Source organism: Tepidibacillus fermentans (genome assembly GCF_004342885.1).
Lineage (GTDB): Bacteria > Bacillota > Bacilli > Tepidibacillales > Tepidibacillaceae > Tepidibacillus > Tepidibacillus fermentans.
The window spans coordinates 25987-49258 of the sequence record NZ_SMAB01000001.1 but is presented as its reverse complement, the minus strand read 5'-3'; the positions used below and the strand labels follow the sequence as shown (position 1 = coordinate 49258).

Here is a 23272-nt window from a genome sequence, read left to right as displayed (position 1 = left end):
GATGGCAAAAGCTACTCTTTATCTTGAAGATGGAACAGAATTGACAGGTGAATCATTTGGTAGTACAGGGGAAGCAATTGGAGAAATTGTATTTAATACTGGGATGACGGGTTATCAGGAAATATTAACCGATCCTTCCTATTATGGGCAGTTTGTTGTAATGACTTATCCTTTGATCGGAAATTACGGCGTGAATCTTAAAGACTTTGAATCCGTAAAACCTAAAGTATTTGGGTTTATTGTTAGGGAATATGCAGAATCACCTTCTCATTTTGAATCGGTGATGAATATCGATCAATTTTTGAAGGAACACAATATATTGGGAATTGCTGGAATCGATACGCGAATGCTAACGAGAAAAATTCGTACTAAAGGCACAATGAAAGCCTTACTAACGACAAAAGAAATGAATAAAGAAGAAGCGATGAAAAGATTAAAAGCACCATTACAAAGGAATCAGGTCCCACAAGTTTCCATTCCTTCGCCAATAACATTACCAGGCAAAGGCTATCATGTTGTATTGGTCGATTATGGTTATAAGCAAGGAATTGTTCGCGAGTTACTAGAAAGACAATGCAAGGTAAGCATTGTCCCGCATAATACCTCAATTCAAGAGATTGAGAGTCTTCATCCAGATGGGGTCTTGTTATCCAATGGCCCTGGTGATCCAAAAGATGTACCTTGGGCAATTCCCATGATCCAAGGTCTTATTGAAAATAATATTCCACTCTTTGGCATCTGCCTTGGCCATCAATTGTTTGCATTAGCCAATGGAGCAGATACGAAGAAGATGAAATTTGGTCATCGGGGAAGTAATCATCCTGTAAAAGATTTAGTAACCAATCGAATTGTGATCACTTCACAAAACCATGGTTATACCGTAACTAAAGAATCATTGGAACAATGTCCTTTAACGATTACTCATATTGCAATAAATGATGGAACTGTAGAGGGGTTAGCTCATCATACGGCACCTGCATTTTCCGTTCAATATCATCCTGAAGCGTCCCCAGGACCTTTTGATAGTCGCTATCTATTTGACCAATTTATCGAAAAAATCCATGCATCAAAGGAGGAGAAAAAAAATGCCTAAACGCACAGACTTGAAAAAAGTTATTGTGATTGGCTCAGGTCCCATAGCAATTGGTCAAGCTGCAGAATTTGATTATGCAGGAACTCAAGCCTGTCAAGCATTACGAGAAGAAGGACTCGAAGTCGTTTTAGTCAATAGTAATCCAGCTACGATCATGACCGATCTAGAAATGGCGGATAAAGTCTATATGGAACCTTTAACCGTAGATTTTCTCGAGCGAATCATTCGCATCGAAAAACCAGATGGGATTCTAGCAAGCCTCGGAGGTCAGACTGCATTAAATCTAGCAATGGAACTGGAACAAAGAGGAGTTTTATCCAAAATGGGCGTAGAACTACTCGGGACAAAGAAAGAGACGATTCAAATTGCGGAAGATCGAGAACAATTTCGAACTCGTATGAAAGAAATCGATGAACCAGTACCAGAAAGTAAGATTATCTATAATTTAGAAGAAGCATATTCCTTTATTGAAGAGGTAGGTTATCCTGTGGTAATTCGCCCCGCTTTTACCTTAGGTGGTACAGGTGGTGGGATTGCTTACCAAGAAGCAGATCTGATCGAAATTGTTCAAAATGGACTTTCGGCTAGTCCGATTCACCAAGTTCTGCTGGAGAAAAGTCTGTTAGGTTACAAGGAAATTGAATATGAGGTGATTCGTGACCGTAATGGGAATAAAATCGTGGTCTGTAATATGGAAAACATTGACCCAGTTGGAATTCATACTGGAGATAGTATTGTTGTTGCTCCAAGCCAAACTTTATCTGATCGAGATTATCAGAACTTACGTAGTTCTGCACTAAAGATTGTAGAAGCTTTGAATATTGAAGGTGGTTGTAATGTGCAATTCGCATTAGACCCTAAAAGTGAAAGTTACTACGTCATTGAAGTGAATCCGAGGGTAAGTCGTTCTAGTGCACTTGCATCCAAGGCGACAGGGTATCCCATTGCTAAAATTTCTGCAAAAATCGCACTTGGTTATACCTTAGATGAGATAAAAAATCCGATTACTCAGACTACCTATGCTAGTTATGAACCTTCACTTGATTATGTGGTAACCAAAATACCCCGTTGGCCTTTTGATAAGTTTCATTCAGCAAATCGAAAACTAGGTACACAGATGAAAGCGACAGGAGAAGTAATGGCCATTGGTCGCTCTTTTGAGGAATCATTACAAAAAGCAATTCGATCTTTGGAAATGGGATATGACGGTTTATATCAAACAGAATTGTTTTTCGGAGTCTCACAGGAAGAATTGAACAAGAAGATGAAACAGGCTGACGATCAACGGTTATGGGTGATAGCGGAATCGTTTCGTAGGGGATTAACAGTTGAAGAGATTTATGGGATAACAGGTATTGATTCCTTTTTCCTATTTAAGATCAAACGATTAGTTGACATAGAACAGGAGATTTATAATGAAGAGTTGAATCCAACTACTCTTTTAGGATGGAAACGATTAGGTTTTTCTGATCGACAAATTGCCCAGATCAAAGGATTGAAAGAAGAAGAGGTACGAGCAGCAAGAGTTCAATTTCAAATCCGACCTGTTTATAAAATGGTCGATACCTGTGCAGCCGAATTCGATTCTTCCACACCTTACTATTATTCTACTTATGAGATGGAAGACGAAGTAGCTCCTAGCCATAAACCCTCTGTTCTTGTATTAGGTTCAGGACCCATTCGAATTGGGCAAGGAATCGAATTTGATTATTCTACCGTCCATGCCGTTTGGGCAATAAGAGAAAAAGGGTTTGAGGCCATTATCATCAATAATAACCCTGAAACTGTTTCTACCGATTTTAATACATCGGATCGGCTTTATTTTGAACCGCTAACCTTTGAAGATGTCATGAACGTGATTGAAAAAGAAAGACCGATCGGGGTTATTGTTCAATTTGGAGGTCAGACTGCCATCAATTTAGCAGAAAAATTAACGGAACATCATGTACCAATTCTAGGTACGACTCTTGATCATATTGATCAAGCTGAAGATCGTAAACGATTTGAACAATTATTAAAAGAATTGGGGATTAAACAACCAAAAGGGGAAACAGTTTTATCGATCGATGAAGCAATTCACGTTGCAGAGCGACTCGGTTACCCTGTATTAGTTCGTCCTTCCTATGTCCTTGGCGGAAGAGCGATGGAAGTCATCTATTCACAAGATGAATTAATCAATTATATGAAACAAGCAGTCATGGTTTCCTCTGATCATCCGGTTTTAATCGATCGTTATCTCCAAGGAATCGAAGTTGAAGTAGATGCGATCAGTGATGGTAAAAATGTACTCATCCCTGGAATTATGGAGCATATTGAACGAGCGGGTATCCATTCTGGAGACTCGATTGCAGTATACCCACCACAATCTTTAACTGATCAAGAAATCAATCAAATTGTTCAGATTACGACTAAACTTGCACTGGCGATGGAAACAAAGGGGCTGATGAATATTCAGTTTGTGATTCATCAGCACGAAGTCTATGTGATTGAAGTCAATCCTAGAGCATCGAGAACGGTACCCTTTTTAAGTAAAGTCACTAAAATCCCGATGGCCAATCTTGCAACAAAAATCATCTTAGGTGACACGTTGCAATCCCTTGATTACCCTTCAGGTTTATGGCCAGCATCTGATCAGGTGGCTGTAAAAGTACCCGTTTTTTCCTTTGCGAAACTTCGCCGGGTAGATGTGACCTTGGGACCAGAAATGAAGTCAACAGGGGAAGTGATTGGAATAGATACCAATTTCGCTAAAGCGTTATATAAAGGTTTGGTAGCAGCAGGTATTCACGTACCTGTAAATGGAACGATTTTAGCAACGATTGCAGACAAGGATAAAGAAGAATCACTCGCTTTATTTCAGCGATTCTATCAACTTGGGTTTCAGATCATGGCAACGAAAGGAACTGCAGAATTTCTGATGAGCCATCGAATTCCGATCACACCCGTTCGAAAATTAGCAGAAGGCAATCCGAATATTCTTGATGAAATTCGTTCGCGAAATGTACAGCTTGTCATCAACACCTATACAAAAGGGAAAAGCACGGAAAGAGATGGTTTTCGAATTCGACGGGAATCTGTGGAATATGGAGTTGCTTGTCTTACCTCTCTTGATACCGCTTATGCGTTATTACATGTACTCGAATCATTATCCTTTTCTTTGCAACCTTTATCTAAGGTGGTGAGTTAAATGAAGCAAGGGTTAGCTACAGTGTTAAGGAATGAACCATTAAAGGAACGAGTTTATCGAATGGAAGTGAAAGTAGAAGATTCGTTATCCTTGGTTCAACCGGGTCAATTCTATTATATCCATGTGAATGACAGTACGGCTCCTTTATTGCGAAGACCGATTAGTATCCATGATGTAGACCTAAACAACCAACAACTCACTTTTATTTATCGGGTTGAGGGAGAAGGGACCAAACGACTATGTCAAAAGAAACCAGGAGATCTAATCGATCTTCTTGGTCCTCTAGGGAATGGCTTTTCCGATCCTAAATTACAAGATAAGCGAAAAGTCGTTCTAATCGGTGGAGGAATCGGGATTCCTCCTCTCTATTACCTAGGCAAGCACTTAATAGAAAAAGAATTTCAAGTTACGAGTTTACTAGGATTCCAGTCGAAGCAAGAGTCATTTCTTATCGATGAATTCTTAAGTCTCGGGGAGACGAGAATTGCAACTATTGATGGTTCATTAGGCATAAAAGGGACAGTACTGGATTTGATTCATGATCAGCTAGACGATTGGCAAGTTTTTTATAGTTGTGGACCAAAAGGAATGTTACGAGCGATTCAACAAAAATATTTTTTCGACCAGTCTATCGAAGGGTATCTTTCTTTAGAAGAACGAATGGGGTGTGGAATTGGTGCTTGTTATGGGTGTGTAGTAAAAGTTGATTCTAATTATGATCCAAAAGGTTATAAAAAGGTTTGTTCCGATGGTCCTGTCTTTCCTTTTCGGGAGGTGATTCTATGAAGAATCGACTAGAAGTGAAATTAGGCGATTTGGTATTAAAGAATCCGATTATGCCTGCATCAGGGTGTTTTGGTTATGGGCGAGAATACGCGAAATTATATGATCTGCGTCTATTGGGAGCAATTGTTGTCAAAGCAACTACTTTGGAAGAACGGTTAGGAAACCCTACTCCCCGTATTGCTGAGACACCTAGTGGAATGTTGAATTCAATTGGTCTACAAAACCCTGGGGTCGAGGCTGTTATAAAAGAAGAACTTCCTTGGTTATCCCAATTTCAAACACCAATTATTGTAAATATAGCAGGGACATTAGTAGAAGACTATGTAGCCGTAGCTGAGAAAATCTCAGCCGTTCCTGAAGTAGCGATGATTGAGTTAAACATTTCTTGCCCCAATGTCAAATGTGGAGGAATCACCTTTGGAACAGATCCAAAGGTAGCCTATGAATTAACCAAAGCGGTAAAAGAAGTAAGTAAAGTTCCCGTTTATGTGAAATTATCGCCAAATGTAACTGACATTGTTTCAATGGCAACGGCGGTAGAAGAAGCAGGAGCCGATGGTCTAAGTATGATTAATACGTTGATTGGTATGCGGTTTGACTTAAAAACCAGAAAACCGGTACTAGCGAACCAAGTAGGTGGTTTATCAGGGCCGGCGATTAAACCTATTGCCTTACGAATGATTTATGAAGTGTATAAGAATGTTTCCATTCCGATCATTGGCATGGGAGGAATTACATCTGCGGAAGATGTGATTGAATTTTTCCTTGCTGGCGCTTCTGCGGTTGCTGTAGGTACGGCGAATTTTATCGATCCATATGTCATGCCAAAGATTATTCAAGATTTAGAACGTGTCCTGGATGAAATGGGTGTTGGACAAATATCCGAACTGACAGGGGAAGGGTGGAACTATCAATGAATAATCTTTCAATACGTGATCGAATCATTGTCGCCTTAGATGTACCAACTGAAAAAGAAGCCCTTGATCTGGTCGCTCGATTTGAAGGTGAACTTCGATTTGTAAAGGTAGGAATGGAGCTATTTTATGGTGCGGGTTATCCCATTATTGAAAAATTACAGAAATTAGGGATTAAAATCTTTCTTGATCTCAAGCTTCATGATATTCCAAATACAGTGGGAAGAGCAGCTGCTCAACTGACAAAAATGGGAGTAGAAATGTTTAATGTTCATGTGGCTGGCGGTATTCAGATGATGGAAGAAGCACGAAATCAAATAGAAAAAAACCTTGCTGTAGGACAAAAACGACCTTTACTAATTGGAGTAACCCAGCTAACAAGCACAGATGAAAAAATTCTTCATGAGCAAATTGGTATCCCTTATTCAATGGAAGCGATTGTAACACATTATGCCAAACTGGCAAAAAAAGCAGGCTTAGATGGAGTCGTAAGTTCCCCTTTAGATGTTCCCAAGATTAAAGGAGCTTGTGGAATAGATTTTCTAACGGTTACCCCAGGAATTAGGTTCCTGAATGGAGATCACCATGATCAGAAACGAATCACTACACCTGAACAAGCGTTTCAATTTGGCTCGGACTATATTGTGGTTGGGAGAATGATTACAGAAGCAAAAGAACCTGCAAAACAATTGGAAGAGATCGTTCGAAATGTAGAAAAACAAATACTGAATTAAAGAATAGGAGTGAAAAAAATGGATCAGAAAGAAATTTTCAATTTATTTCAAGAATTAGGAGTTCTAAAGGAAGGGCATTTTCTCCTCACATCAGGACGTCATTCTAACAAATACATGCAGATGGCTCAATTATTACAATATCCAAAACACACCGAGAAACTGTGTCGAATTTTAACTGAGAAAGTACCTGAAAAAGAAATCGATTCAGTCGTTTCTCCAGCTGTTGGCGGGATTATCGTAGGTTATGAAATGTCAAGAATCTTAGGAGTTAGAAATATCTTTTGTGAACGGGAAAACGGGAAGATGACATTACGAAGGGGTTTTCAGATTCGACCTGGTGAAAAAGTGCTGGTTGTCGAAGATGTGGTCACCACTGGTGGTTCGGTAAAAGAAGTGATTGAAGTAGTAAAAGAGAACGGCGGAGAAGTCATCGGTGTTTGTGTTCTCGTTGATCGCAGTAATGGAAAAGTAGATTTCGGTGTTCCTTTTCAATCTCTCATATCCATAGAATTGGAATCCTATGATCAGGAATCGTGCCCGATCTGTAAAGAGGGAAACATCCCAGTAATCAAACCAGGAAGTCGGGGATTAAGATAAGCAGAAAAACAGCCATTCCCAAGCGTCCCAATACTTCTCCTCTAGAAACTTGAGAAATTTTGGTATATAAAATAAATGATATAAAAAAATAACTAATATTGGATCTTTTAATCTCAGATAATACATCTAGAGGAGGTACTTGTATGCAAATTGGATTGATTGGCTTAGGGAAAATGGGCTATAATATCGCCTTAAATATGAGAGATCATGGTCATCAAGTGGTGGCATATAATCGTTCACCAGAAAAAGTGAAGCAGATTGAAAAAGAAGGAATCACAGGAGCTTATAGTATTGAAGAGCTTGTGAACAAGCTTGAAGGAAGAAGAGTAATTTGGATCATGATACCTGCAGGGGATCCAGTTGACCAAATGATTGATGCGTTGGTACCACTTTTAAACAAAAATGACATCATTATTGATGCAGGAAACTCAAACTATAAAGATACTTTAAGAAGATATGAGCAATTAAAAGCAAAAGGGATCGATTTTGTGGATGTAGGAACAAGTGGTGGAATGTCAGGTGCTAGAAATGGAGCTTGTACGATGATTGGTGCTGAAGATGATGTATTCCTATATATTGAACCTTTAGTAAGAGACATTAGTGTCGAAAATGGTTACTTACATACAGGACGAAATGGTTCGGGTCACTTTGTTAAAATGGTTCATAACGGAATCGAATATGGGATGATGCAAGCGATTGGTGAAGGGTTTGAAATCATGGAAAAAAGTCAATTTGACCTTGATCTGCAAAAAGTCGCCAGAGTCTTTAATCATGGATCGGTGATCCGTAGTTGGTTAATCGAATTAACAGAGTCAGCCTTTTCCAAAGATCCCCATTTAGATTCTATTAAAGGAGTTATGCATTCTTCAGGTGAAGGGTTATGGACGGTTCAAGAGGCATTAGACCTGAGAGTTCCAGCACCAGTTATCACCGAATCTTTATTTATGAGATACCGTTCTGAACAGAAAGATACATTTACAGGTAAAGTGGTTGCAGCTTTACGTAACGAATTCGGTGGTCATGCTGTCGAAAAAAAATAAAGTAATAGACGAAGAAGGTGGTTGTTGATGAACACCGATTTATCCAACATCTTTGTGATCTTTGGTGGAACAGGGGATTTAACCTATCGCAAATTGATTCCTGCACTCTACAATTTACATCATGAAAACCAACTACCAGAACATTTTGCGGTCGTTTCCATCGGTAGAAGAGACAAAACAAGTGAACAATATCGTAATGAATTAGTGGATTCCGTAAAACAGTTTTCCAGATTCCCGTTTATCGAGGAAGCATGGAAAACCCTAGAAGACCGAATCTATTATGAGCAGTTTGATTTTTCTCAGGATGAAGGGTATTACCATTTGAAGGAATTTCTTCAGCAATTAGATCAAAAATACCAAACAAACGGAAATCGTATTTATTACTTGGCAGTTGCTCCAGAATACTTTGGATTCATTGCTGAGAAATTAAAAATTCATGGATTAATAGAGAATCAAAGATCATGGAAACGAGTTGTAATAGAAAAGCCATTTGGCAGGGACCTCCAATCTGCCAGAGAATTAAATCAGCAAATGATACAAGTTTTTACTGAGGAAAATACATATCGTATCGATCATTATTTAGGTAAAGAAATGCTGCAAAACATTATGGTGATCCGTTTTGCTAATGCCCTTTTTGAACCCATTTGGAACCATCGATATATTGACCATATTCAAATTTCCTCAAGTGAGACGGTGGGAGTTGAAAACCGGGGTGGCTACTATGAAAAAGCGGGGGCACTCCGGGATATGATTCAAAACCATATGCTACAACTTCTCACGTTAACGGCTATGGAACCGCCGATTAATCTTAAAACGGAGTCCATTCGGGATGAAAAGGTAAAGGTTTTGCGTTCCATTGAAGAATTCACGAAAGAAACCGTAATCAAAAATACGGTCCGTGGGCAATACGGTCCAGGAAAGATCAAAGGAAAAAATGTATCTGGATATCGGGAGGAAGAACGGGTTTCCCCTACTTCCACAACAGAAACATTTGCAGCTTTAAAATTACATATCAACAATTTTCGTTGGTCAGGGGTACCATTTTATATTCGCACAGGAAAACGAATGCCATCAAAGTCAACAGAGGTCATCGTTCAATTCAAACAACTAGAACACACGTTATATTTTAAAGAATACAAAGACTATTTAATGCCAAACCTCTTAGTCATTCGAATTCAGCCCCTTGAAGGGGTCTATTTGCAATTTAATGCCAAACAGCCTGGAACCAAGAATCACATTGTCCCTGTGAAAATGGATTTTTGTCAGAATTGTCAAGTGGGGAGCAATTCACCAGAAGCTTATGAACGATTAATATACGATGTTATGAAAGGAGATTCTACTTTATTTACTCGCTGGGATGAAGTGGAATATTCATGGAAACTGGTCGATACCATTGCCGAAGTTTGGCAAAACCAGCCTATTGTTTTTCCTAACTATCCATCTGGCACATGGGGACCAAAGGAAGCGGATGAATTGCTCCACCGTGACAGGCGAAGATGGTGGAATGTTGGAGAAGGGGAGCTGATGAAACTATGAAAATTTTTGATATTTCCATGCCCATTCATTATCACATGCCTGTGTATAAAAACAAAGAAGAAAAACGCCCGCAACTGAAAACCGTACAAGACTTTAGGACAGCAACGGCGTATGAATCGCGAATCGATATGGATATGCATACAGGAACCCATATAGATGCCCCATTGCATATGATTAATGGGGGAGATACCATTGATTATTTGGATCTATCCAAAGTCATAACCCCATGTAAAGTGATTGATTTGACTCATTTAGAGCAACAAATTACACGTGAAGATTTGCTTGGGAAAGAGATTGAAAAGGGAGATTTTATCCTTTTTAAAACAAAAAACTCCTATGATGAAGGATTTAATCCAGAATTTATTTTTCTTGAAAAAAGTGGAGCCAAATATTTAGCAGAGATACAAATTAAAGGCGTTGGTATTGATGCTCTAGGAATTGAGCGAAGTCAACCCAATCATGAGACACACCTTCAACTTTTTCAGGCTGGAATCGTGATTTTAGAGGGATTACGCTTGAAAGAAGTGGAAGAAGGAGAATATTTTCTTTATGCGGCACCCTTATATATCAAAGGTGCAGAAGCCGCTCCAGCTCGTGCCATCTTGATCAAAGAATGATAAACAAATATTTGGTTTGTATATTCCAACTCGCTCCGTTGACCGTGTATAAATACACTCCCAGACATAGCTCGACTTGCAACTGTTGCATAGCGTGACTTATACCCTATAGGTGCTTTAGCGAGCGTGCTTTTCTACCAACCGATTTATTCAAGAAAAGCTGCGAAGTATCAGAGCTGCGTTGAACATACAAACTATGTAGAGTGATCCTAAGGTTTCATTTGAAGTTAAACTTCAGATGAAATCTTTTTTTATGATATATTTCGTTTACTATTCATAAATCTATAGCAAATGTATAATAAATGTAGGAATACGAGCAATTCATGGACAATTCAACAGATATAGAAAGGAAATGCCAAATGAACCGGTGTAGTTGGGTAAAAGGAGATCCCCTTTGTATTGAATATCATGATCAGGAATGGGGAGTACCTGTCCATGAAGACCACAAGCTTTTTGAATTTCTCATTCTCGAAGGAATGCAGGCAGGTCTAAGCTGGATGACGATTTTAAGAAAAAGAGAAAATTATCGCCGAGCTTTTGATGATTTTGATCCTGTTAAAATTAAGGATTATGATGAAAAAAAGATAAAAGAATTAATGAAAAACGAAGGCATTATCAGGAATCGGAAAAAAATTGAAGCTATAATCCAAAATGCCAAAGTTTTTTTACAAGTTCAAAAAGAATTTGGCAGCTTTGAACGGTATTTATGGTGTTTTGTAAATCACAAACCGATCGATAACCAGTTAAAAGACTGGAAAGAAGTTCAAACTACTTCTGTTGAATCAGAGAAGTTAAGTAAGGATTTGAAAAAGCGGGGATTTCGATTTGTTGGGCCAACGATTTGCTATGCTTACATGCAAGCGATTGGAATGGTCAATGATCATACGATCGATTGTTTTCGTTATGGGGAAGTAAAAAGAATGGAATAGTTGGTTCGAGAATGTTAAAATGATTAAAAATGTAAAATTGTAAATATTATAAGTATGACGAAAGGAAGATGTCTTATGGCAAAAGATGCTTCTTTTGATATTGTTTCACAAGTAGACACGCAAGAAGTAGATAATGCAGTCAACCAAGCGAAAAAAGAGATTAGCCAACGCTACGATTTCAAAAATAGCAAAGTTGAAATCAGTTTAGAAGGAGATCAAATCAAGATCCTTGCAGACGATGAATATAAACTAAAAGCAGTGATTGACGTATTACAAACCAAATTAATTAATCGTAAAGTATCGATAAAAAACCTAGAATATGGGAAAATTGAGGATGCAACAGGTGGCACAGTACGCCAAATGATTAAAATTAAGCAAGGAATTGAAAGCGAGATTGCGAAGCAAATTGTAAAGGATATTAAAAATTTAAAACTAAAAGTGCAAGCGCAAATTATGAATGATCAAGTTCGAGTTTCTGGTAAAAGCCGTGATGATTTACAATCAGTGATTCAATTCCTACGCGGCCAAGATTACAATCTTGAACTTCAATTCACAAACTATCGTTAATCGACATACTTTTTAGAAAATAATCATATTTTTTTTTGGAAAGTGATTAGAAAAGGAGGACTTTTAAATGAGAAGTTCAAATCCTGTTTTAAAACGTTTAACGAATGAAGAGCAAATTGATCTTACGTATCGAATGTCGGTAGAGGGAACCATTAATAAAGTTTTTATACTCTTTATGATTGTCATGGGTTCAGCTTTCGTTTTGTGGAGTCGATATATGGAAGGTGGAGTCGATGCCATTGGTTCATGGATGATTATTGGACTAATCGGTGGTCTTATCTCTGCCTTGCTTACATCATTTATACCAAGGATCGCTGTGATTGCCGCACCAATTTATGCTGTCTTTGAAGGAATGGCACTTGGTGGGCTTTCTGCCATGTATGAACAACGATATCAAGGTATTACGATCCAAGCAGTTGGATTAACTTTCGGTGTTTTTCTAGTCATGATCATGATCTACCGTTTTCGAATTATTAATGTGAATGCGAAATTTAGAAAAATGGTGGTAGGAGCAACACTTGGAGTTCTGCTTGTTTATATTATTGATCTCATTATGAGTTTCTTTGGCAGCCAGTTAACTTTTATTCATGATAGTAGTCCATTGAGTATTTTCATTAGTCTGTTTGTTGTGGGTATTGCTGCTTTTAACTTTGTATTAGATTTTGATATGATCGAACAAGGATCAAAAATGGGTTTACCTAAATACATGGAATGGTATGGAGCGTTTAGCTTAATCGTTACCCTTGTCTGGCTTTACGTCGAAATTCTAGACTTACTTCGCAAATTAAAAAGATAGATAAATCGAATTAAAAAATCCAGTCAAATGGCTGGATTTTTTTGTAAATCATATGCTTGCACTATACAATGTTCTGTTAGAATTATAAAAATATTCCAATTACATTTTGAAGATTTTGATCTGGAGGGTACAAAATGAATGCAAAACAACTTGTAGGAGAAAAAGCAGTGGATTACATAAAAGATGGAATGGTTGTTGGATTAGGGACTGGATCTACTGTTTATTGGACAATTCAAAAACTAGGTCAATTAGTGAAAGAAGGGCTATCTATAAAAGGAATACCCACATCTGTGAGAACTGAAGAATTAGCCAAAGAGTTAGGAATTCCTCTTACAGATTTCGCAAGTGTCGATCGGATCGATGTCACCATTGATGGAGCAGATGAAATTGACTCTGAATTAAATTTAATTAAGGGGGGAGGAGGAGCATTACTTAGAGAAAAAATTGTAGCTGCAGCTAGTGCTCAATTAATCATTGTTGCTGATGAATCAAAATTAGTCAAACAACTTGGTCAATTTCCATTACCCGTAGAAGTCATACCTTTTGGTTGGGAGAATACAATGAAAAAAATAGCGGAATTTGGCTGTCAGCCCCGCTTAAGACTTGTAGATGATAAGCCCGACATAACCGATAACGGAAACTATATATTGGATTGTAAGTTTGACAAGATCACAAAACCTGAACAACTAAACAAAGAACTGAATACAATTCCAGGGGTTGTTGAGAATGGATTATTCCCTAATATAGCAAATATGTTTCTCATTGGGAAAAAGGATGGAAAGGTGAATGTTATAACGAATATGAGGTGATTTTATTGAGGGACTTTGCTATTGGTTTTTTGGCTGGACTTATACCGGTTATGATATTTTTGGCATTTTCTCAAAGAAATAATAGGTAACTAAAATTATGAACCAATAAAGAACAGAATGGTTGGGGGGAGGGGAATACATGCTCATTCGTGAAGCAAGAATTGAGGATGCTTTTGCGATTGGGAAAGTAAATGTGGACAGTTGGCGGACGACATACAAAGGAATTGTTTCTGATCAATTTTTAGCTGATTTATCATATGAGAAAGCGGAAAAAAGATTTAAGGAACATTTAACAATAGCAAGGAACAGATGCTATTTTGTTGCTGAAAATGAGAAGAAAGAAATTATCGGTTTCATTGCAGGAGGGTACAATCGAACGGAAAATTCAGATTATGAAGGGGAGATCTATGGGATTTATCTATTAAAACATTCCCAAAGAAAAGGAATAGGAAGGCAATTGGTAAAAGCACTTGCTCAAAAGTTAAAAGAATTAGGGATAACGTCTGTACAAGTATGGGCACTTGCCGATAATCCATATCGTAAATTCTATAAAAAGTTGGGCGGTGATTATATTGATTCTAAGTTAATAGAAATAGGGAGCCAAATATTAAAAGAAGAGAGCTACGGCTGGAAAGATATAGAGGTGCTATTATGAAAAAGAGCACGACGATTCGTGCTCTTTTCTATGATCTACTTACCTTCAACCGCTCAATAATCTTCTCATCAGGGGTAATATAGAGGGTCTTTTGATTTTCATAGATCACAAATCCAGGTTTTGCTCCACTTGGTTTTTTCACATATTTAATCAATGTATAATCGACAGGCACTTGGCTGGAGTGTTTGGCCTTACTGAAATATGCCGCCAAGGTTGCTGCTTCTATCAACGTCTGCTCGCCAAAATCCTTTCCTCTGATCACAACATGGGAACCGGGAATATCTTTGGTATGCAGCCATGTATCTGTACTATGAGCAAGGCGATGGGTTAGGTATTCATTTTGCCGGTTGTTTTTCCCTACGTAAATGGGAACTCCCTCAGAAGACCGATATTGCTCGATCTCAGGATTTTTGTTTTTTCGCCGATCTACTTTACCCCGTTGACGAAGATATCCTTGCTCTACCAATTCCATCCGAATATCTTCTAAGTCACCGAGATCAGCGTTTTCAATTTGCGTAAGAATCGTATCGAGATACTCAATTTCTCCTTTCGTTTCTTCAATTTGTTGTTCAATAAAAGAGAGACTATTTTTTAGTTTATTGTATTTCTTAAAATACTGTTGCGCATTTTCTGAAGGAGTTTTTAATGGATCAAGAGGAATCTCGATCAACTTTTGGTCTTCATCATAATAATTGATCACTTCAACTTTTGAATCGCCTCGTTTGATCATGTGCATATGTGCCGTGATCAATTCCCCATATAACTTATGTTTCTCCGCTTTTTTGGCTTCCTCGATGTCGTTTAACAAATGCTCAATCTTCTTCTCGTTCTTATTTTTCTCAATCAGAAGAAGTTTCGAAAGGTCTTGAACCTTTTGCCGAACCATATCTCGCTTTGCTTTTTCTGAGTAAAACTTTTCTAAACAAAGACTGATTTCAGAAAAGGTTTCTTGTTCTCCTTGTAAATGAGATAAGGGGAAAATTGAAAAATCAGGGCGATCACTATAGATAATCGTTGGTAGATAATCATGATTGCGTACATTTTCTATCCATTCCGAAAATACTTTCCAAAGATTTTCTTTCGTTGGTAATCCCGCACGATGAAGAATCTCTCGCGCAACGGAAGGACTCATCCCTTCATATTGGCTTATCAGTTGTTTGTCCAATTTCCCTTGATTCAATTGGAGCTTGGCGAGAAATCCATTCTGAGTAACCTTAAGTGGGTTGATTTTATGTTGTTCTGGTGGAGCGACATATTCTCTACCTGGTAACACCTGTCGATAGGTACTAATTGCAGGAGTAACATGATGAATCCCATCAATAATGATATTTGTATCGGGATTGATCAGAATAATATTGCTGTGTTTCCCCATGATTTCGATGATTAGCCGTTTATTCTGAATATCTCCCAGTTCATTTTTTGTTCGCACATCAATATGGATGATCCGTTCAAGACTCACTTGGGTGATATCTTCAATAATTCCCCCTTCCAAATGCTTGCGCAATAGCATGCAAAACATTGGAGGTTCTAGTGGGTTCAAAATGTTTTCATTCGTTAAATGTAGCCGCGGATAGGTAGGATTCGCAGAAATTAATAAACTCGAATTTCCTCTATTTGAACGAATATGAAAGATTAAATCCGTTTGATGTGGTTGATAGATTTTATGAATTCGGCCATGAATCAACTTCTCTCTAAGTTCATGGACAAGTGCATGGGTGACAAAACCGTCAAAAGGCATTCTCTGTTCACCTCAATTTTTTCAATCATAGTGATAGTATAATGTAGTTTTTCAATTTCGACAAATCATTTCATCAACTTACCCGAGTAATGGTTCTATTTCAGAGCTCGTCTGAATAAAGTTAGCATGATGAGGTACAAGTAGAGGGAGGGAATAGAGTGTCAAAACAAAAGTGGCATACGATTCCAAAGGAGTTGATCCTAAAGGAGTTTCACGTTACAGAAGAACAAGGGCTAAGGAATGATGCAATTCATAAACTTATGGAAAAATATGGTCGTAATCAGTTGGAACAGAAACAATCCATGTCACCAATCTCTCTTTTCTTGGATCAATTTAAAGATTTTATGGTTCTCGTTTTATTAGTGGCAACATTGATCTCAGGATTACTTGGTGAATATACTGATGCCATAACGATTATTGCCATTGTGATTATGAATGCGGTTCTAGGCTTTGTTCAGGAATTTCGAGCAGAAAAATCCTTGCAAGCATTAAAAGAAATGGCCGCTCCTCACGCGCGTGTAATCCGAAGTGGAAAGGTTACTTCGATCCCGGCAGTTGAAGTCGTACCTGGGGATCTCGTTTTATTAGAAAGTGGCGATCGTGTTCCCGCTGATATTCGCTTAATAAAGACTTATGCATTATATATTGAGGAGTCAGCTTTAACTGGCGAATCCGTTCCCGTGAATAAACAAGAGGACGTGATTCCTTATGAAGATATTCCTTTAGGTGATCAAAAAAATATGGCGTTTATGGGAACTTTAGTTACCCGTGGAACAGGTGTAGGTGTGGTTGTTGAGACGGGTATGAATACGGAAATGGGAAAGATCGCCGACTTAATTCAGTCGACAGAAGAAGTAGAAACACCTTTACAACGAAGATTAGAGCAGCTGGGGAAAATCTTAATCATCATTTCTTTAATATTAACTGCTCTTGTGGTGGTAACCGGAATTTGGCATGGGCATAATGCCTATGCAATGTTTTTAGCAGGGGTTAGTTTGGCGGTTGCGGCGATTCCCGAAGGATTACCTGCGATTGTAACGGTTGCCCTAGCCTTAGGTGTTCAACGAATGATCAAACGAAAAGCAATCGTTCGCAAACTCCCATCTGTAGAAACTCTTGGTTGTGCCACAGTGATCTGTTCGGACAAAACGGGAACTTTAACGCAAAATAAAATGACTGTAACCGATCTTTGGATTGACGGAGAAGAAATCAAAGTAACGGGGACGGGTTATGTACCATCTGGAGAATTTTTCCTTCGATCGAACAAAGTAAACCCCGAACGAAACGTTCCATTGAAACAATTACTTGAAATTAGTGTTTTATGTAATAACGCACAACTTGTCGAAGATCATGGAAAAAAAGGTTTCTTCAAACGGTCGAAAGGGGATTGGGATATTCAAGGTGATCCAACAGAGGGTGCTTTAGTTGTCCTCGCAGCGAAAGCCAATATTCACAAGAAAGAGTTAGAACAACTTTGGGTTCGAAAAAAGGAATTCCCTTTTGATTCGTCAAGGAAAATGATGTCAGTTATCGTAGAAAAAAAAGATCAACGTTTCGTTGTAGTTAAAGGAGCCCCTGATGTCTTATTAGATCGTTGTTCTTCGATTATTCTAAATGGTCACGTGATGTCGTTAACACCAATCATTAAAAACCAAGTAAAATTAGCGATCGAAAAAATGGCAAGTCGTGCTCTACGTAACCTCGGTTTTGCTTATAAGGAATTGACAAAGGGGGAAGTTATTGTTTCTGAAGAAGATGCAGAAAAAAACTTAACCTTTGTTGGGATTGCGGGAATGATTGATCCTCCACGTGAGGAAGTGAAAAAAGCAATCCAAACCTGTAAGAACGCAGGTATCAAAACAGTAATGATTACTGGAGATCATCAAACCACTGCAGAAGCAATCGCAAAAACGTTGAACATCCTTCCACCTCATGGGTTGACAGTAAATGGTCAGGATTTATATAATATGTCCAACACAGAGTTTATGGAAAAAGTAGACGATATTTATGTTTATGCAAGAGTATCGCCCGAACATAAACTGAGAATTGTAAAAGCATTACAAGCAAAAGGACATGTCGTTGCGATGACAGGTGATGGTGTCAATGACGCACCTGCAATTAAAGCAGCGGACATAGGGATTTCGATGGGAATCACAGGTACTGATGTTTCTAAGGAGGCCTCTTCTCTAGTTTTAAGCGATGACAACTTTGCGACGATTGTTGCTGCGATTGAAGAGGGTAGAGGAATCTATGATAATATACGCAAATTCATTCGTTATCTTTTAGCCTCAAATGTAGGTGAAATTCTGACGATGTTTTTTGCGATGTTAATGGGATTACCATTACCCCTTGTGCCAATCCAGATCCTATGGGTGAATCTTGTAACGGATGGATTACCTGCAATGGCTCTTGGGGTAGATCCTGCGGAAGAGGACATTATGAATCGCCCACCTCGGGATAGTAAAGAAAATGTTTTTGCTCGGGGACTAGGGTGGAAGATTATCAGTCGCGGTTTTCTAATCGGGTTAGTCACTTTAGGGGTCTTTTGGTTAACCTGGCAGACTGAACCTGAAAATTTAATCAAAGCACAGACGATGGCGTTTTCGACTTTGGTTATGGCTCAGCTTATCCATGTGTTTGATTGCCGAAGTGATAAATCTGTTTTCCATCGCAATCTGTTTGAAAATAAATATCTTGTGTTCGCTGCTTTATCGTCATTATTATTATTATTAGGTGTAATTTATATTGAACCATTACAACCGATTTTCCGTACAGTAAGCCTTACCCTTTCAGATTGGGTTCTTATTACGATTGCAGGAGCAATTCCAACTGTTGGCTTTGGTCTTGCCAATTTGATTTATCACCCAAAATTTTTGATGAAAAAAGTATCAAATTAGAATTGACAAAGGGGAATCGAGAATGGAATTTACCAAAATGCATGGTTTGGGCAACGACTTTGTAGTCGTTGCCCATTTTGAGGATGTACCAAAAGCTGTCAATCAATTAGCCATTGATATTTGCAACCGCAATTTTGGCGTGGGAGCAGACGGACTAGTTTTTATTCTTCCATCTGATAAAGCAGATGTGAGAATGAGAATTTTTAATGCGGATGGAACAGAAGCAGAGCAATGTGGTAATGCGATTCGTTGTGTAGCAAAATATGTTTATGACCATAAGATCAAAGAAAAGGACAAGCTAAGTGTGGAGACCTTAGCTGGTATCCAACATGTTAAGTTACATATAGAGAACGATTTGGTTTCTACAGTAGAAGTGGATATGGGTGAACCGATTCTGAAAGGAGATCTGGTTCCTACAGCGATTGATGATCCAGAAGTGGTTAATCGCCCAATTGAAGTAGATGGAATGAAGTTTTACTTTACCGCAGTATCGATGGGTAATCCCCATGCAGTCATTTATGTCGAGAATGCTCCAGATTTTGATGTGGAAAAATGGGGTCCGAAATTAGAAACTCATCCCTTGTTCCCGAAGAAGACCAATGTAGAATTCGTCACAGTAAAAAATGAGCACGAAGTGGAAATGAGAGTTTGGGAACGGGGGGTTGGACAAACACTTGCGTGTGGCACAGGTGCATGTGCTACAGGTGTTGCGTCTGTTTTAACTGGGCAAACTTCACGTGATGTTACTGTTCGACTTAAAGGTGGAGATTTAAAGGTTTATTGGAACAAAGAGGACAACCATGTTTATATGACTGGAGAGGCGAAAGAAGTATTTAAAGGGACTTGGCTTGGCGAAGTAAAATGATAGGAGGAATAAAAGATGACAGAAAGCTATATTCAACAATTATTCGCTGAACGAATTGGCGGGAATCAATACGGGAAAAGCAATGAAATTTATAAGTTTGAAAAGATTAAGCGTGCGAAAGCAGAAGCAAGAAAAAATTATCCCGACGTGGAACTGCTCGATCTAGGAGTTGGTGAGCCAGATCAAATGGCAGATCAAGGTGTGATCGAAACGCTTTATCAAGCAGCACAAAAACTAGAAAATCGTGGTTATGCTGATAATGGTGGCAGAGACTTAAAAGTTGCTGCATCAGAGTATTTGAAAAATGTGTTTGGTGTAGATGGAATCGATCCAGATAAAGAAATTGTTCATGTAATCGGGGCAAAATCTGCTTTATCGATGTTGCCTTCTGCTTTTATTAACCCTGGAGATATCACGATCATGACCGTTCCAGGCTATCCAATTTTAGGTACACATACGAAATGGCTAGGAGGCAAAGTGGTTAACTTACCCTTATTAAAAGAGAATAATTTCTTACCCGATTTAGATAGCTTAGATGCAGAAACCAGAAGAAAAGCAAAGCTACTTTATCTCAATTATCCAAATAACCCAACGGGTGCGAGCGCAACGAGAGAATTTTTTGAAAAAGTGGTTCAATTTGCAAAAGAAAATAATATCATCGTTATTCACGATGCCGCTTATGCTGCATTAACTTTTGACGGGGTGAAGCCCCTTAGTTTTCTTTCCATCCCCGGTGCAAAAGAAGTTGGAATAGAGGTTCACTCCCTTTCGAAATCATATAATATGACAGGGTGGCGGATTGGATTCGTTGCAGGGAATGAATTGATTGTTCGAGCATTCTCAGATGTCAAGGATAATAATGATTCTGGTCAATTCTTAGCGATTCAAGAGGCAGCGATCTATGCTTTACAACATCCTGAAATTACGGAAAAAACAGCAGAAAAATATTCTCGTCGACACAATCTATTAATGAATACTTTAAAAGAATTAGGATTTCAGGCAAATAAGCCAAAAGGTTCTTTCTTTATGTATGTTGAAGCACCAAAAGGAATTAAAAATGGTCCAACGTTTGCAACGGCAGAAGATTTTTCTCAATATCTAATCAAAGAAAAACTGATTTCGACGGTTCCTTGGGATGATGCAGGACATTTCGTTCGTTTTTCGGTAACGTTTATGGCTAAGGATGAAGAAGACGAGATCCGCGTGATGAATGAAATTAAAAATCGTTTATCTACGGTAGAATTCGTATTTTAATTCCTGAATGTCTTAATAAAAGGAAACTGACCAAAAATGGTTGGTTTTCTTCTTTTTTTGGCGAAATTAGCGTTTTTTATCTGCTAAACACTTGTAACCGTTTTTAAAATTGATTAGAATAAGGTCATGGATGTGAGAACAAATGATAAAGAGTATGACTGGATTCGGCCGAAAAGAAGCAAGTATAGGAAATAAAAAAATTACCATCGAGATGAAATCAGTCAATCACCGTTATTTCGAGACAGTATTTAAAATGCCAAAGGAATTGTTGGTTCTCGAGGATCGATTGAAAAAAATTTTGCAAAACTATGTCAAAAGAGGAAAAATTGATATTTTTATTACAATTGAAGCAAATGAAACCAACCAACTAATAGGTATTAATTGGAATCTGGCGGCACAATACATACAACTGATCAAAGAATTTATGGAAAAATTTCATCTACCAGGCAGCGTAGAGGTAAGAGATATCCTTTCCATCCCTGGTCTAATCAGTAATAGTGTCGAACTAACCGATCTAGAGGATTGGAAACAGGACTTTCTTGATTTATTTGAACAGACCTGCCGTGTTCTGTTTGCGATGCGGCAAGTTGAAGGAAATACTCTAATGAAGGATTTTTCTTCTCGCTTGAACTATATCAATGAAGTTTTAAAGAAAGTAGAGGCAAAAGCCCCCACAGTCATAGAGGAATATCGGGAAAAACTTCAAGCTAGAATCAATGAATGGTTAAATGGTGTTGTTGAAATCGATGAAGCTCGTCTCCTCAATGAGGTTGCTTTTTTTACAGATAAGGCGAATATTGATGAAGAGGTTACCCGATTAAAGAGCCATATCGATCAATTTCGTTTGAATTTAACGATAGACGAGCCTGTCGGCAGAAAGCTAGATTTCCTTGTTCAGGAGATGAATCGGGAAGCAAATACGATTGGTTCCAAGGCAAACAACCTAGAATTAAGCCAATATGTGATCGAAATAAAGAGTGAACTTGAAAAAATAAGGGAACAAGTTCAAAATGTAGAGTAATCAGGCATTCCATTTTAAGATCAAATGAAGCTTAAGGTGGATCCTAACTTTAAAATTGGTTAAATTATATGTAATATCTACCTAAGGGGGTACTAAGATATGTCAATTAAATTAATCAACATTGGATTTGGGAATATTGTTTCAGCAAATCGAATTATTTCGATCGTAAGTCCTGAATCGGCACCAATTAAACGGATTATTCAAGAGGCAAGAGATCGAAGTATGCTGATTGATGCAACCTATGGTAGAAGAACTCGTGCAGTTATCATTACAGATAGTGATCATGTCATTCTATCTGCTGTTCAACCAGAAACTGTCGCACATCGTCTTACTTCTAAGGAAGAGATGGGAGAAGAATAATATAGGAGTGTCAGCAAACATGTTTGTACAAAAAGGGCTTTTGATTGTTCTTTCTGGACCATCAGGCGTGGGTAAGGGTACTGTCTGTTCAGTCCTTCGCAAAGAACAATCAGATATTGTGTATTCTGTTTCTGCAACAACGAGATCACCTCGGATTGGAGAAGTAGAGGGAATTAATTATTTTTTTAAAACACGGGAAGCATTTCAGCAAATGATTCAAAACAATGAGTTATTAGAATGGGCAGAATACGTAGGAAACTACTACGGAACACCACGTCGTTTTGTAGAGGAAACCATTCAACAAGGGAAAGATATTATCCTTGAAATTGAGGTACAAGGAGCCTTAAAAGTTAAACAAACATATCCTGAAGGGATCTTTATTTTCTTGATACCTCCATCCTTAGCTGAATTAAAAAATCGGATTATCCATAGAGGAACGGAAAATGATGAGAATTTAATCAGGCGGATGAATGCGGCGAAAGAAGAACTAAAAATGTTAAAGTATTATGACTATGCCGTTGTGAATGATGAGATTAGTAAGGCAGTGAAACGAATTCAGGCGATTATCGAAGCTGAACGTTTACGAAAAGAACGGATCCTACCTTATTATGAACAATGGCTAAAGGAGGAACTTTAGATGTTATATCCATCGATCGACAAACTATTAGAAAAGGTTGAAAGTAAGTATATTCTTGTCGTAGCAGCTTCTAAGCGAGCTCGAAAATTAAGAGACGGCGAACCACTACTCATCTCTTCACCTAAATCGAATAAATATGTGGGAAAGTCTTTAGAAGAAATCTATGAGGATCAAGTGATGATTGAAAACAATAGATAATCAATAAAAATAACAACCCCTTTCGGTTGTTATTTTTTTAGT

22 protein-coding genes are annotated in these 23272 nt (G+C 38.2%); 21 read left to right on the top strand and 1 reads right to left on the bottom strand.

Annotation, left to right across the window (positions count from 1 at the left end):
• Window position 1: 1 nt before the first annotated feature.
• The 14 genes from EDD72_RS00235 (at window position 2) to EDD72_RS00170 (ending at window position 14260) form a co-directional block, all read left to right on the top strand.
• Window positions 2–1093 carry a carbamoyl phosphate synthase small subunit gene (locus tag EDD72_RS00235; protein WP_243643728.1) on the top strand — a complete coding sequence of 364 codons (1092 nt, stop codon included), beginning with the start codon at window positions 2–4 and terminating at the stop codon, window positions 1091–1093.
• Window positions 1086–4280 carry a carbamoyl-phosphate synthase large subunit gene (gene carB / locus EDD72_RS00230; protein WP_132766628.1) on the top strand — a complete coding sequence of 1065 codons (3195 nt, stop codon included), beginning with the start codon at window positions 1086–1088 and terminating at the stop codon, window positions 4278–4280. Before EDD72_RS00235 ends, carB begins: the two co-directional genes overlap by 8 nt.
• The gene (locus tag EDD72_RS00225; RefSeq protein ID WP_132766627.1) at window positions 4281–5066 is read left to right on the top strand and encodes a dihydroorotate dehydrogenase electron transfer subunit; all 786 of its coding nucleotides are present in this window, start codon (window positions 4281–4283) and stop codon (window positions 5064–5066) included.
• Window positions 5063–5983 carry a dihydroorotate dehydrogenase gene (locus EDD72_RS00220; RefSeq protein WP_132766626.1) on the top strand — a complete coding sequence of 307 codons (921 nt, stop codon included), beginning with the start codon at window positions 5063–5065 and terminating at the stop codon, window positions 5981–5983. Before EDD72_RS00225 ends, EDD72_RS00220 begins: the two co-directional genes overlap by 4 nt.
• The gene (gene pyrF / locus EDD72_RS00215; RefSeq protein WP_132766625.1) at window positions 5980–6714 is read left to right on the top strand and encodes an orotidine-5'-phosphate decarboxylase; all 735 of its coding nucleotides are present in this window, start codon (window positions 5980–5982) and stop codon (window positions 6712–6714) included. The genes EDD72_RS00220 and pyrF overlap by 4 nt, the downstream gene beginning before the upstream one ends.
• A gap of 18 nt (window positions 6715–6732) precedes the next feature.
• Complete coding sequence (gene pyrE, locus EDD72_RS00210) at window positions 6733–7311, top strand: orotate phosphoribosyltransferase (RefSeq protein ID WP_132766624.1); 579 nt, start codon at window positions 6733–6735, stop codon at window positions 7309–7311.
• A 143-nt stretch (window positions 7312–7454) separates the two neighbouring features.
• On the top strand, window positions 7455–8351 hold the full coding sequence (gnd, locus tag EDD72_RS00205; protein ID WP_132766623.1) for a phosphogluconate dehydrogenase (NAD(+)-dependent, decarboxylating): 897 nt from the start codon (window positions 7455–7457) through the stop codon (window positions 8349–8351).
• 27 nt (window positions 8352–8378) lie between these two features.
• Window positions 8379–9887 (top strand): glucose-6-phosphate dehydrogenase, encoded by a 1509-nt coding sequence (zwf, locus tag EDD72_RS00200; protein WP_132766622.1) that lies wholly within the window; start codon window positions 8379–8381, stop codon window positions 9885–9887.
• The gene (locus tag EDD72_RS00195) at window positions 9884–10504 is read left to right on the top strand and encodes a cyclase family protein (protein ID WP_132766621.1); all 621 of its coding nucleotides are present in this window, start codon (window positions 9884–9886) and stop codon (window positions 10502–10504) included. Before zwf ends, EDD72_RS00195 begins: the two co-directional genes overlap by 4 nt.
• A 359-nt stretch (window positions 10505–10863) precedes the next feature.
• Window positions 10864–11433: a DNA-3-methyladenine glycosylase I gene (locus EDD72_RS00190; RefSeq protein ID WP_132766620.1), complete on the top strand. Its 570-nt coding sequence runs from the start codon at window positions 10864–10866 to the stop codon at window positions 11431–11433.
• A 75-nt stretch (window positions 11434–11508) separates the two neighbouring features.
• A complete protein-coding gene (locus EDD72_RS00185; RefSeq protein WP_132766619.1) occupies window positions 11509–12000 on the top strand; it encodes a YajQ family cyclic di-GMP-binding protein in 492 nt (163 codons plus the stop codon).
• A gap of 67 nt (window positions 12001–12067) precedes the next feature.
• Complete coding sequence (locus EDD72_RS00180; RefSeq protein WP_132766618.1) at window positions 12068–12796, top strand: Bax inhibitor-1/YccA family protein; 729 nt, start codon at window positions 12068–12070, stop codon at window positions 12794–12796.
• A 134-nt stretch (window positions 12797–12930) separates the two neighbouring features.
• Window positions 12931–13605 carry a ribose-5-phosphate isomerase RpiA gene (rpiA, locus tag EDD72_RS00175; RefSeq protein WP_132766617.1) on the top strand — a complete coding sequence of 225 codons (675 nt, stop codon included), beginning with the start codon at window positions 12931–12933 and terminating at the stop codon, window positions 13603–13605.
• Between the two features lie 139 nt (window positions 13606–13744).
• Window positions 13745–14260 carry a GNAT family N-acetyltransferase gene (locus EDD72_RS00170; RefSeq protein ID WP_132766616.1) on the top strand — a complete coding sequence of 172 codons (516 nt, stop codon included), beginning with the start codon at window positions 13745–13747 and terminating at the stop codon, window positions 14258–14260.
• Window positions 14261–14288: 28 nt separating this feature from the next.
• Here the strand turns inward: EDD72_RS00170 and EDD72_RS00165 are convergent, their stop codons facing one another.
• Window positions 14289–15998, bottom strand: coding sequence for an Rqc2 family fibronectin-binding protein (locus EDD72_RS00165; RefSeq protein WP_132766615.1), 1710 nt, complete (start codon window positions 15996–15998; stop codon window positions 14289–14291).
• A 158-nt stretch (window positions 15999–16156) separates the two neighbouring features.
• Here EDD72_RS00165 and EDD72_RS00160 point away from each other — a divergent pair, with 158 nt between their 5' ends.
• From EDD72_RS00160 to rpoZ, 7 genes are all read left to right on the top strand, one after another.
• Window positions 16157–18895, top strand: a complete 2739-nt coding sequence (locus EDD72_RS00160; RefSeq protein WP_132766614.1) for a calcium-translocating P-type ATPase, SERCA-type — start codon at window positions 16157–16159, stop codon at window positions 18893–18895.
• Between the two features lie 22 nt (window positions 18896–18917).
• The gene (dapF, locus tag EDD72_RS00155; RefSeq protein ID WP_132766613.1) at window positions 18918–19760 is read left to right on the top strand and encodes a diaminopimelate epimerase; all 843 of its coding nucleotides are present in this window, start codon (window positions 18918–18920) and stop codon (window positions 19758–19760) included.
• Between the two features lie 15 nt (window positions 19761–19775).
• A complete protein-coding gene (locus tag EDD72_RS00150) occupies window positions 19776–21014 on the top strand; it encodes an LL-diaminopimelate aminotransferase (protein WP_132766612.1) in 1239 nt (412 codons plus the stop codon).
• 142 nt (window positions 21015–21156) lie between these two features.
• The gene (locus tag EDD72_RS00145) at window positions 21157–22035 is read left to right on the top strand and encodes a YicC/YloC family endoribonuclease (RefSeq protein WP_132766611.1); all 879 of its coding nucleotides are present in this window, start codon (window positions 21157–21159) and stop codon (window positions 22033–22035) included.
• A 99-nt stretch (window positions 22036–22134) separates the two neighbouring features.
• Entirely contained in the window at window positions 22135–22395 is a 261-nt protein-coding gene (remA, locus tag EDD72_RS00140) for an extracellular matrix/biofilm regulator RemA (RefSeq protein ID WP_132766610.1), read from the top strand.
• Window positions 22396–22414: 19 nt separating this feature from the next.
• On the top strand, window positions 22415–23032 hold the full coding sequence (gmk, locus tag EDD72_RS00135) for a guanylate kinase (RefSeq protein ID WP_132766609.1): 618 nt from the start codon (window positions 22415–22417) through the stop codon (window positions 23030–23032).
• Window positions 23033–23230 carry a DNA-directed RNA polymerase subunit omega gene (gene rpoZ, locus EDD72_RS00130; RefSeq protein WP_132766608.1) on the top strand — a complete coding sequence of 66 codons (198 nt, stop codon included), beginning with the start codon at window positions 23033–23035 and terminating at the stop codon, window positions 23228–23230. It abuts the gene before it with no gap.
• Window positions 23231–23272: the final 42 nt, after the last annotated feature.

Coding starts and splice junctions, on each gene's coding strand:
- EDD72_RS00235 (WP_243643728.1), top strand. CDS start 2: ATGGCAAAAGCTACTCTTTATCTTGAAGATGGAACAGAATTGACAGGT.
- carB (WP_132766628.1), top strand. CDS start 1,086: ATGCCTAAACGCACAGACTTGAAAAAAGTTATTGTGATTGGCTCAGGT.
- EDD72_RS00225 (WP_132766627.1), top strand. CDS start 4,281: ATGAAGCAAGGGTTAGCTACAGTGTTAAGGAATGAACCATTAAAGGAA.
- EDD72_RS00220 (WP_132766626.1), top strand. CDS start 5,063: ATGAAGAATCGACTAGAAGTGAAATTAGGCGATTTGGTATTAAAGAAT.
- pyrF (WP_132766625.1), top strand. CDS start 5,980: ATGAATAATCTTTCAATACGTGATCGAATCATTGTCGCCTTAGATGTA.
- pyrE (WP_132766624.1), top strand. CDS start 6,733: ATGGATCAGAAAGAAATTTTCAATTTATTTCAAGAATTAGGAGTTCTA.
- gnd (WP_132766623.1), top strand. CDS start 7,455: ATGCAAATTGGATTGATTGGCTTAGGGAAAATGGGCTATAATATCGCC.
- zwf (WP_132766622.1), top strand. CDS start 8,379: ATGAACACCGATTTATCCAACATCTTTGTGATCTTTGGTGGAACAGGG.
- EDD72_RS00195 (WP_132766621.1), top strand. CDS start 9,884: ATGAAAATTTTTGATATTTCCATGCCCATTCATTATCACATGCCTGTG.
- EDD72_RS00190 (WP_132766620.1), top strand. CDS start 10,864: ATGAACCGGTGTAGTTGGGTAAAAGGAGATCCCCTTTGTATTGAATAT.
- EDD72_RS00185 (WP_132766619.1), top strand. CDS start 11,509: ATGGCAAAAGATGCTTCTTTTGATATTGTTTCACAAGTAGACACGCAA.
- EDD72_RS00180 (WP_132766618.1), top strand. CDS start 12,068: ATGAGAAGTTCAAATCCTGTTTTAAAACGTTTAACGAATGAAGAGCAA.
- rpiA (WP_132766617.1), top strand. CDS start 12,931: ATGAATGCAAAACAACTTGTAGGAGAAAAAGCAGTGGATTACATAAAA.
- EDD72_RS00170 (WP_132766616.1), top strand. CDS start 13,745: ATGCTCATTCGTGAAGCAAGAATTGAGGATGCTTTTGCGATTGGGAAA.
- EDD72_RS00165 (WP_132766615.1), bottom strand. CDS start 15,998: ATGCCTTTTGACGGTTTTGTCACCCATGCACTTGTCCATGAACTTAGA.
- dapF (WP_132766613.1), top strand. CDS start 18,918: ATGGAATTTACCAAAATGCATGGTTTGGGCAACGACTTTGTAGTCGTT.
- EDD72_RS00150 (WP_132766612.1), top strand. CDS start 19,776: ATGACAGAAAGCTATATTCAACAATTATTCGCTGAACGAATTGGCGGG.
- EDD72_RS00145 (WP_132766611.1), top strand. CDS start 21,157: ATGATAAAGAGTATGACTGGATTCGGCCGAAAAGAAGCAAGTATAGGA.
- remA (WP_132766610.1), top strand. CDS start 22,135: ATGTCAATTAAATTAATCAACATTGGATTTGGGAATATTGTTTCAGCA.
- gmk (WP_132766609.1), top strand. CDS start 22,415: ATGTTTGTACAAAAAGGGCTTTTGATTGTTCTTTCTGGACCATCAGGC.
- rpoZ (WP_132766608.1), top strand. CDS start 23,033: ATGTTATATCCATCGATCGACAAACTATTAGAAAAGGTTGAAAGTAAG.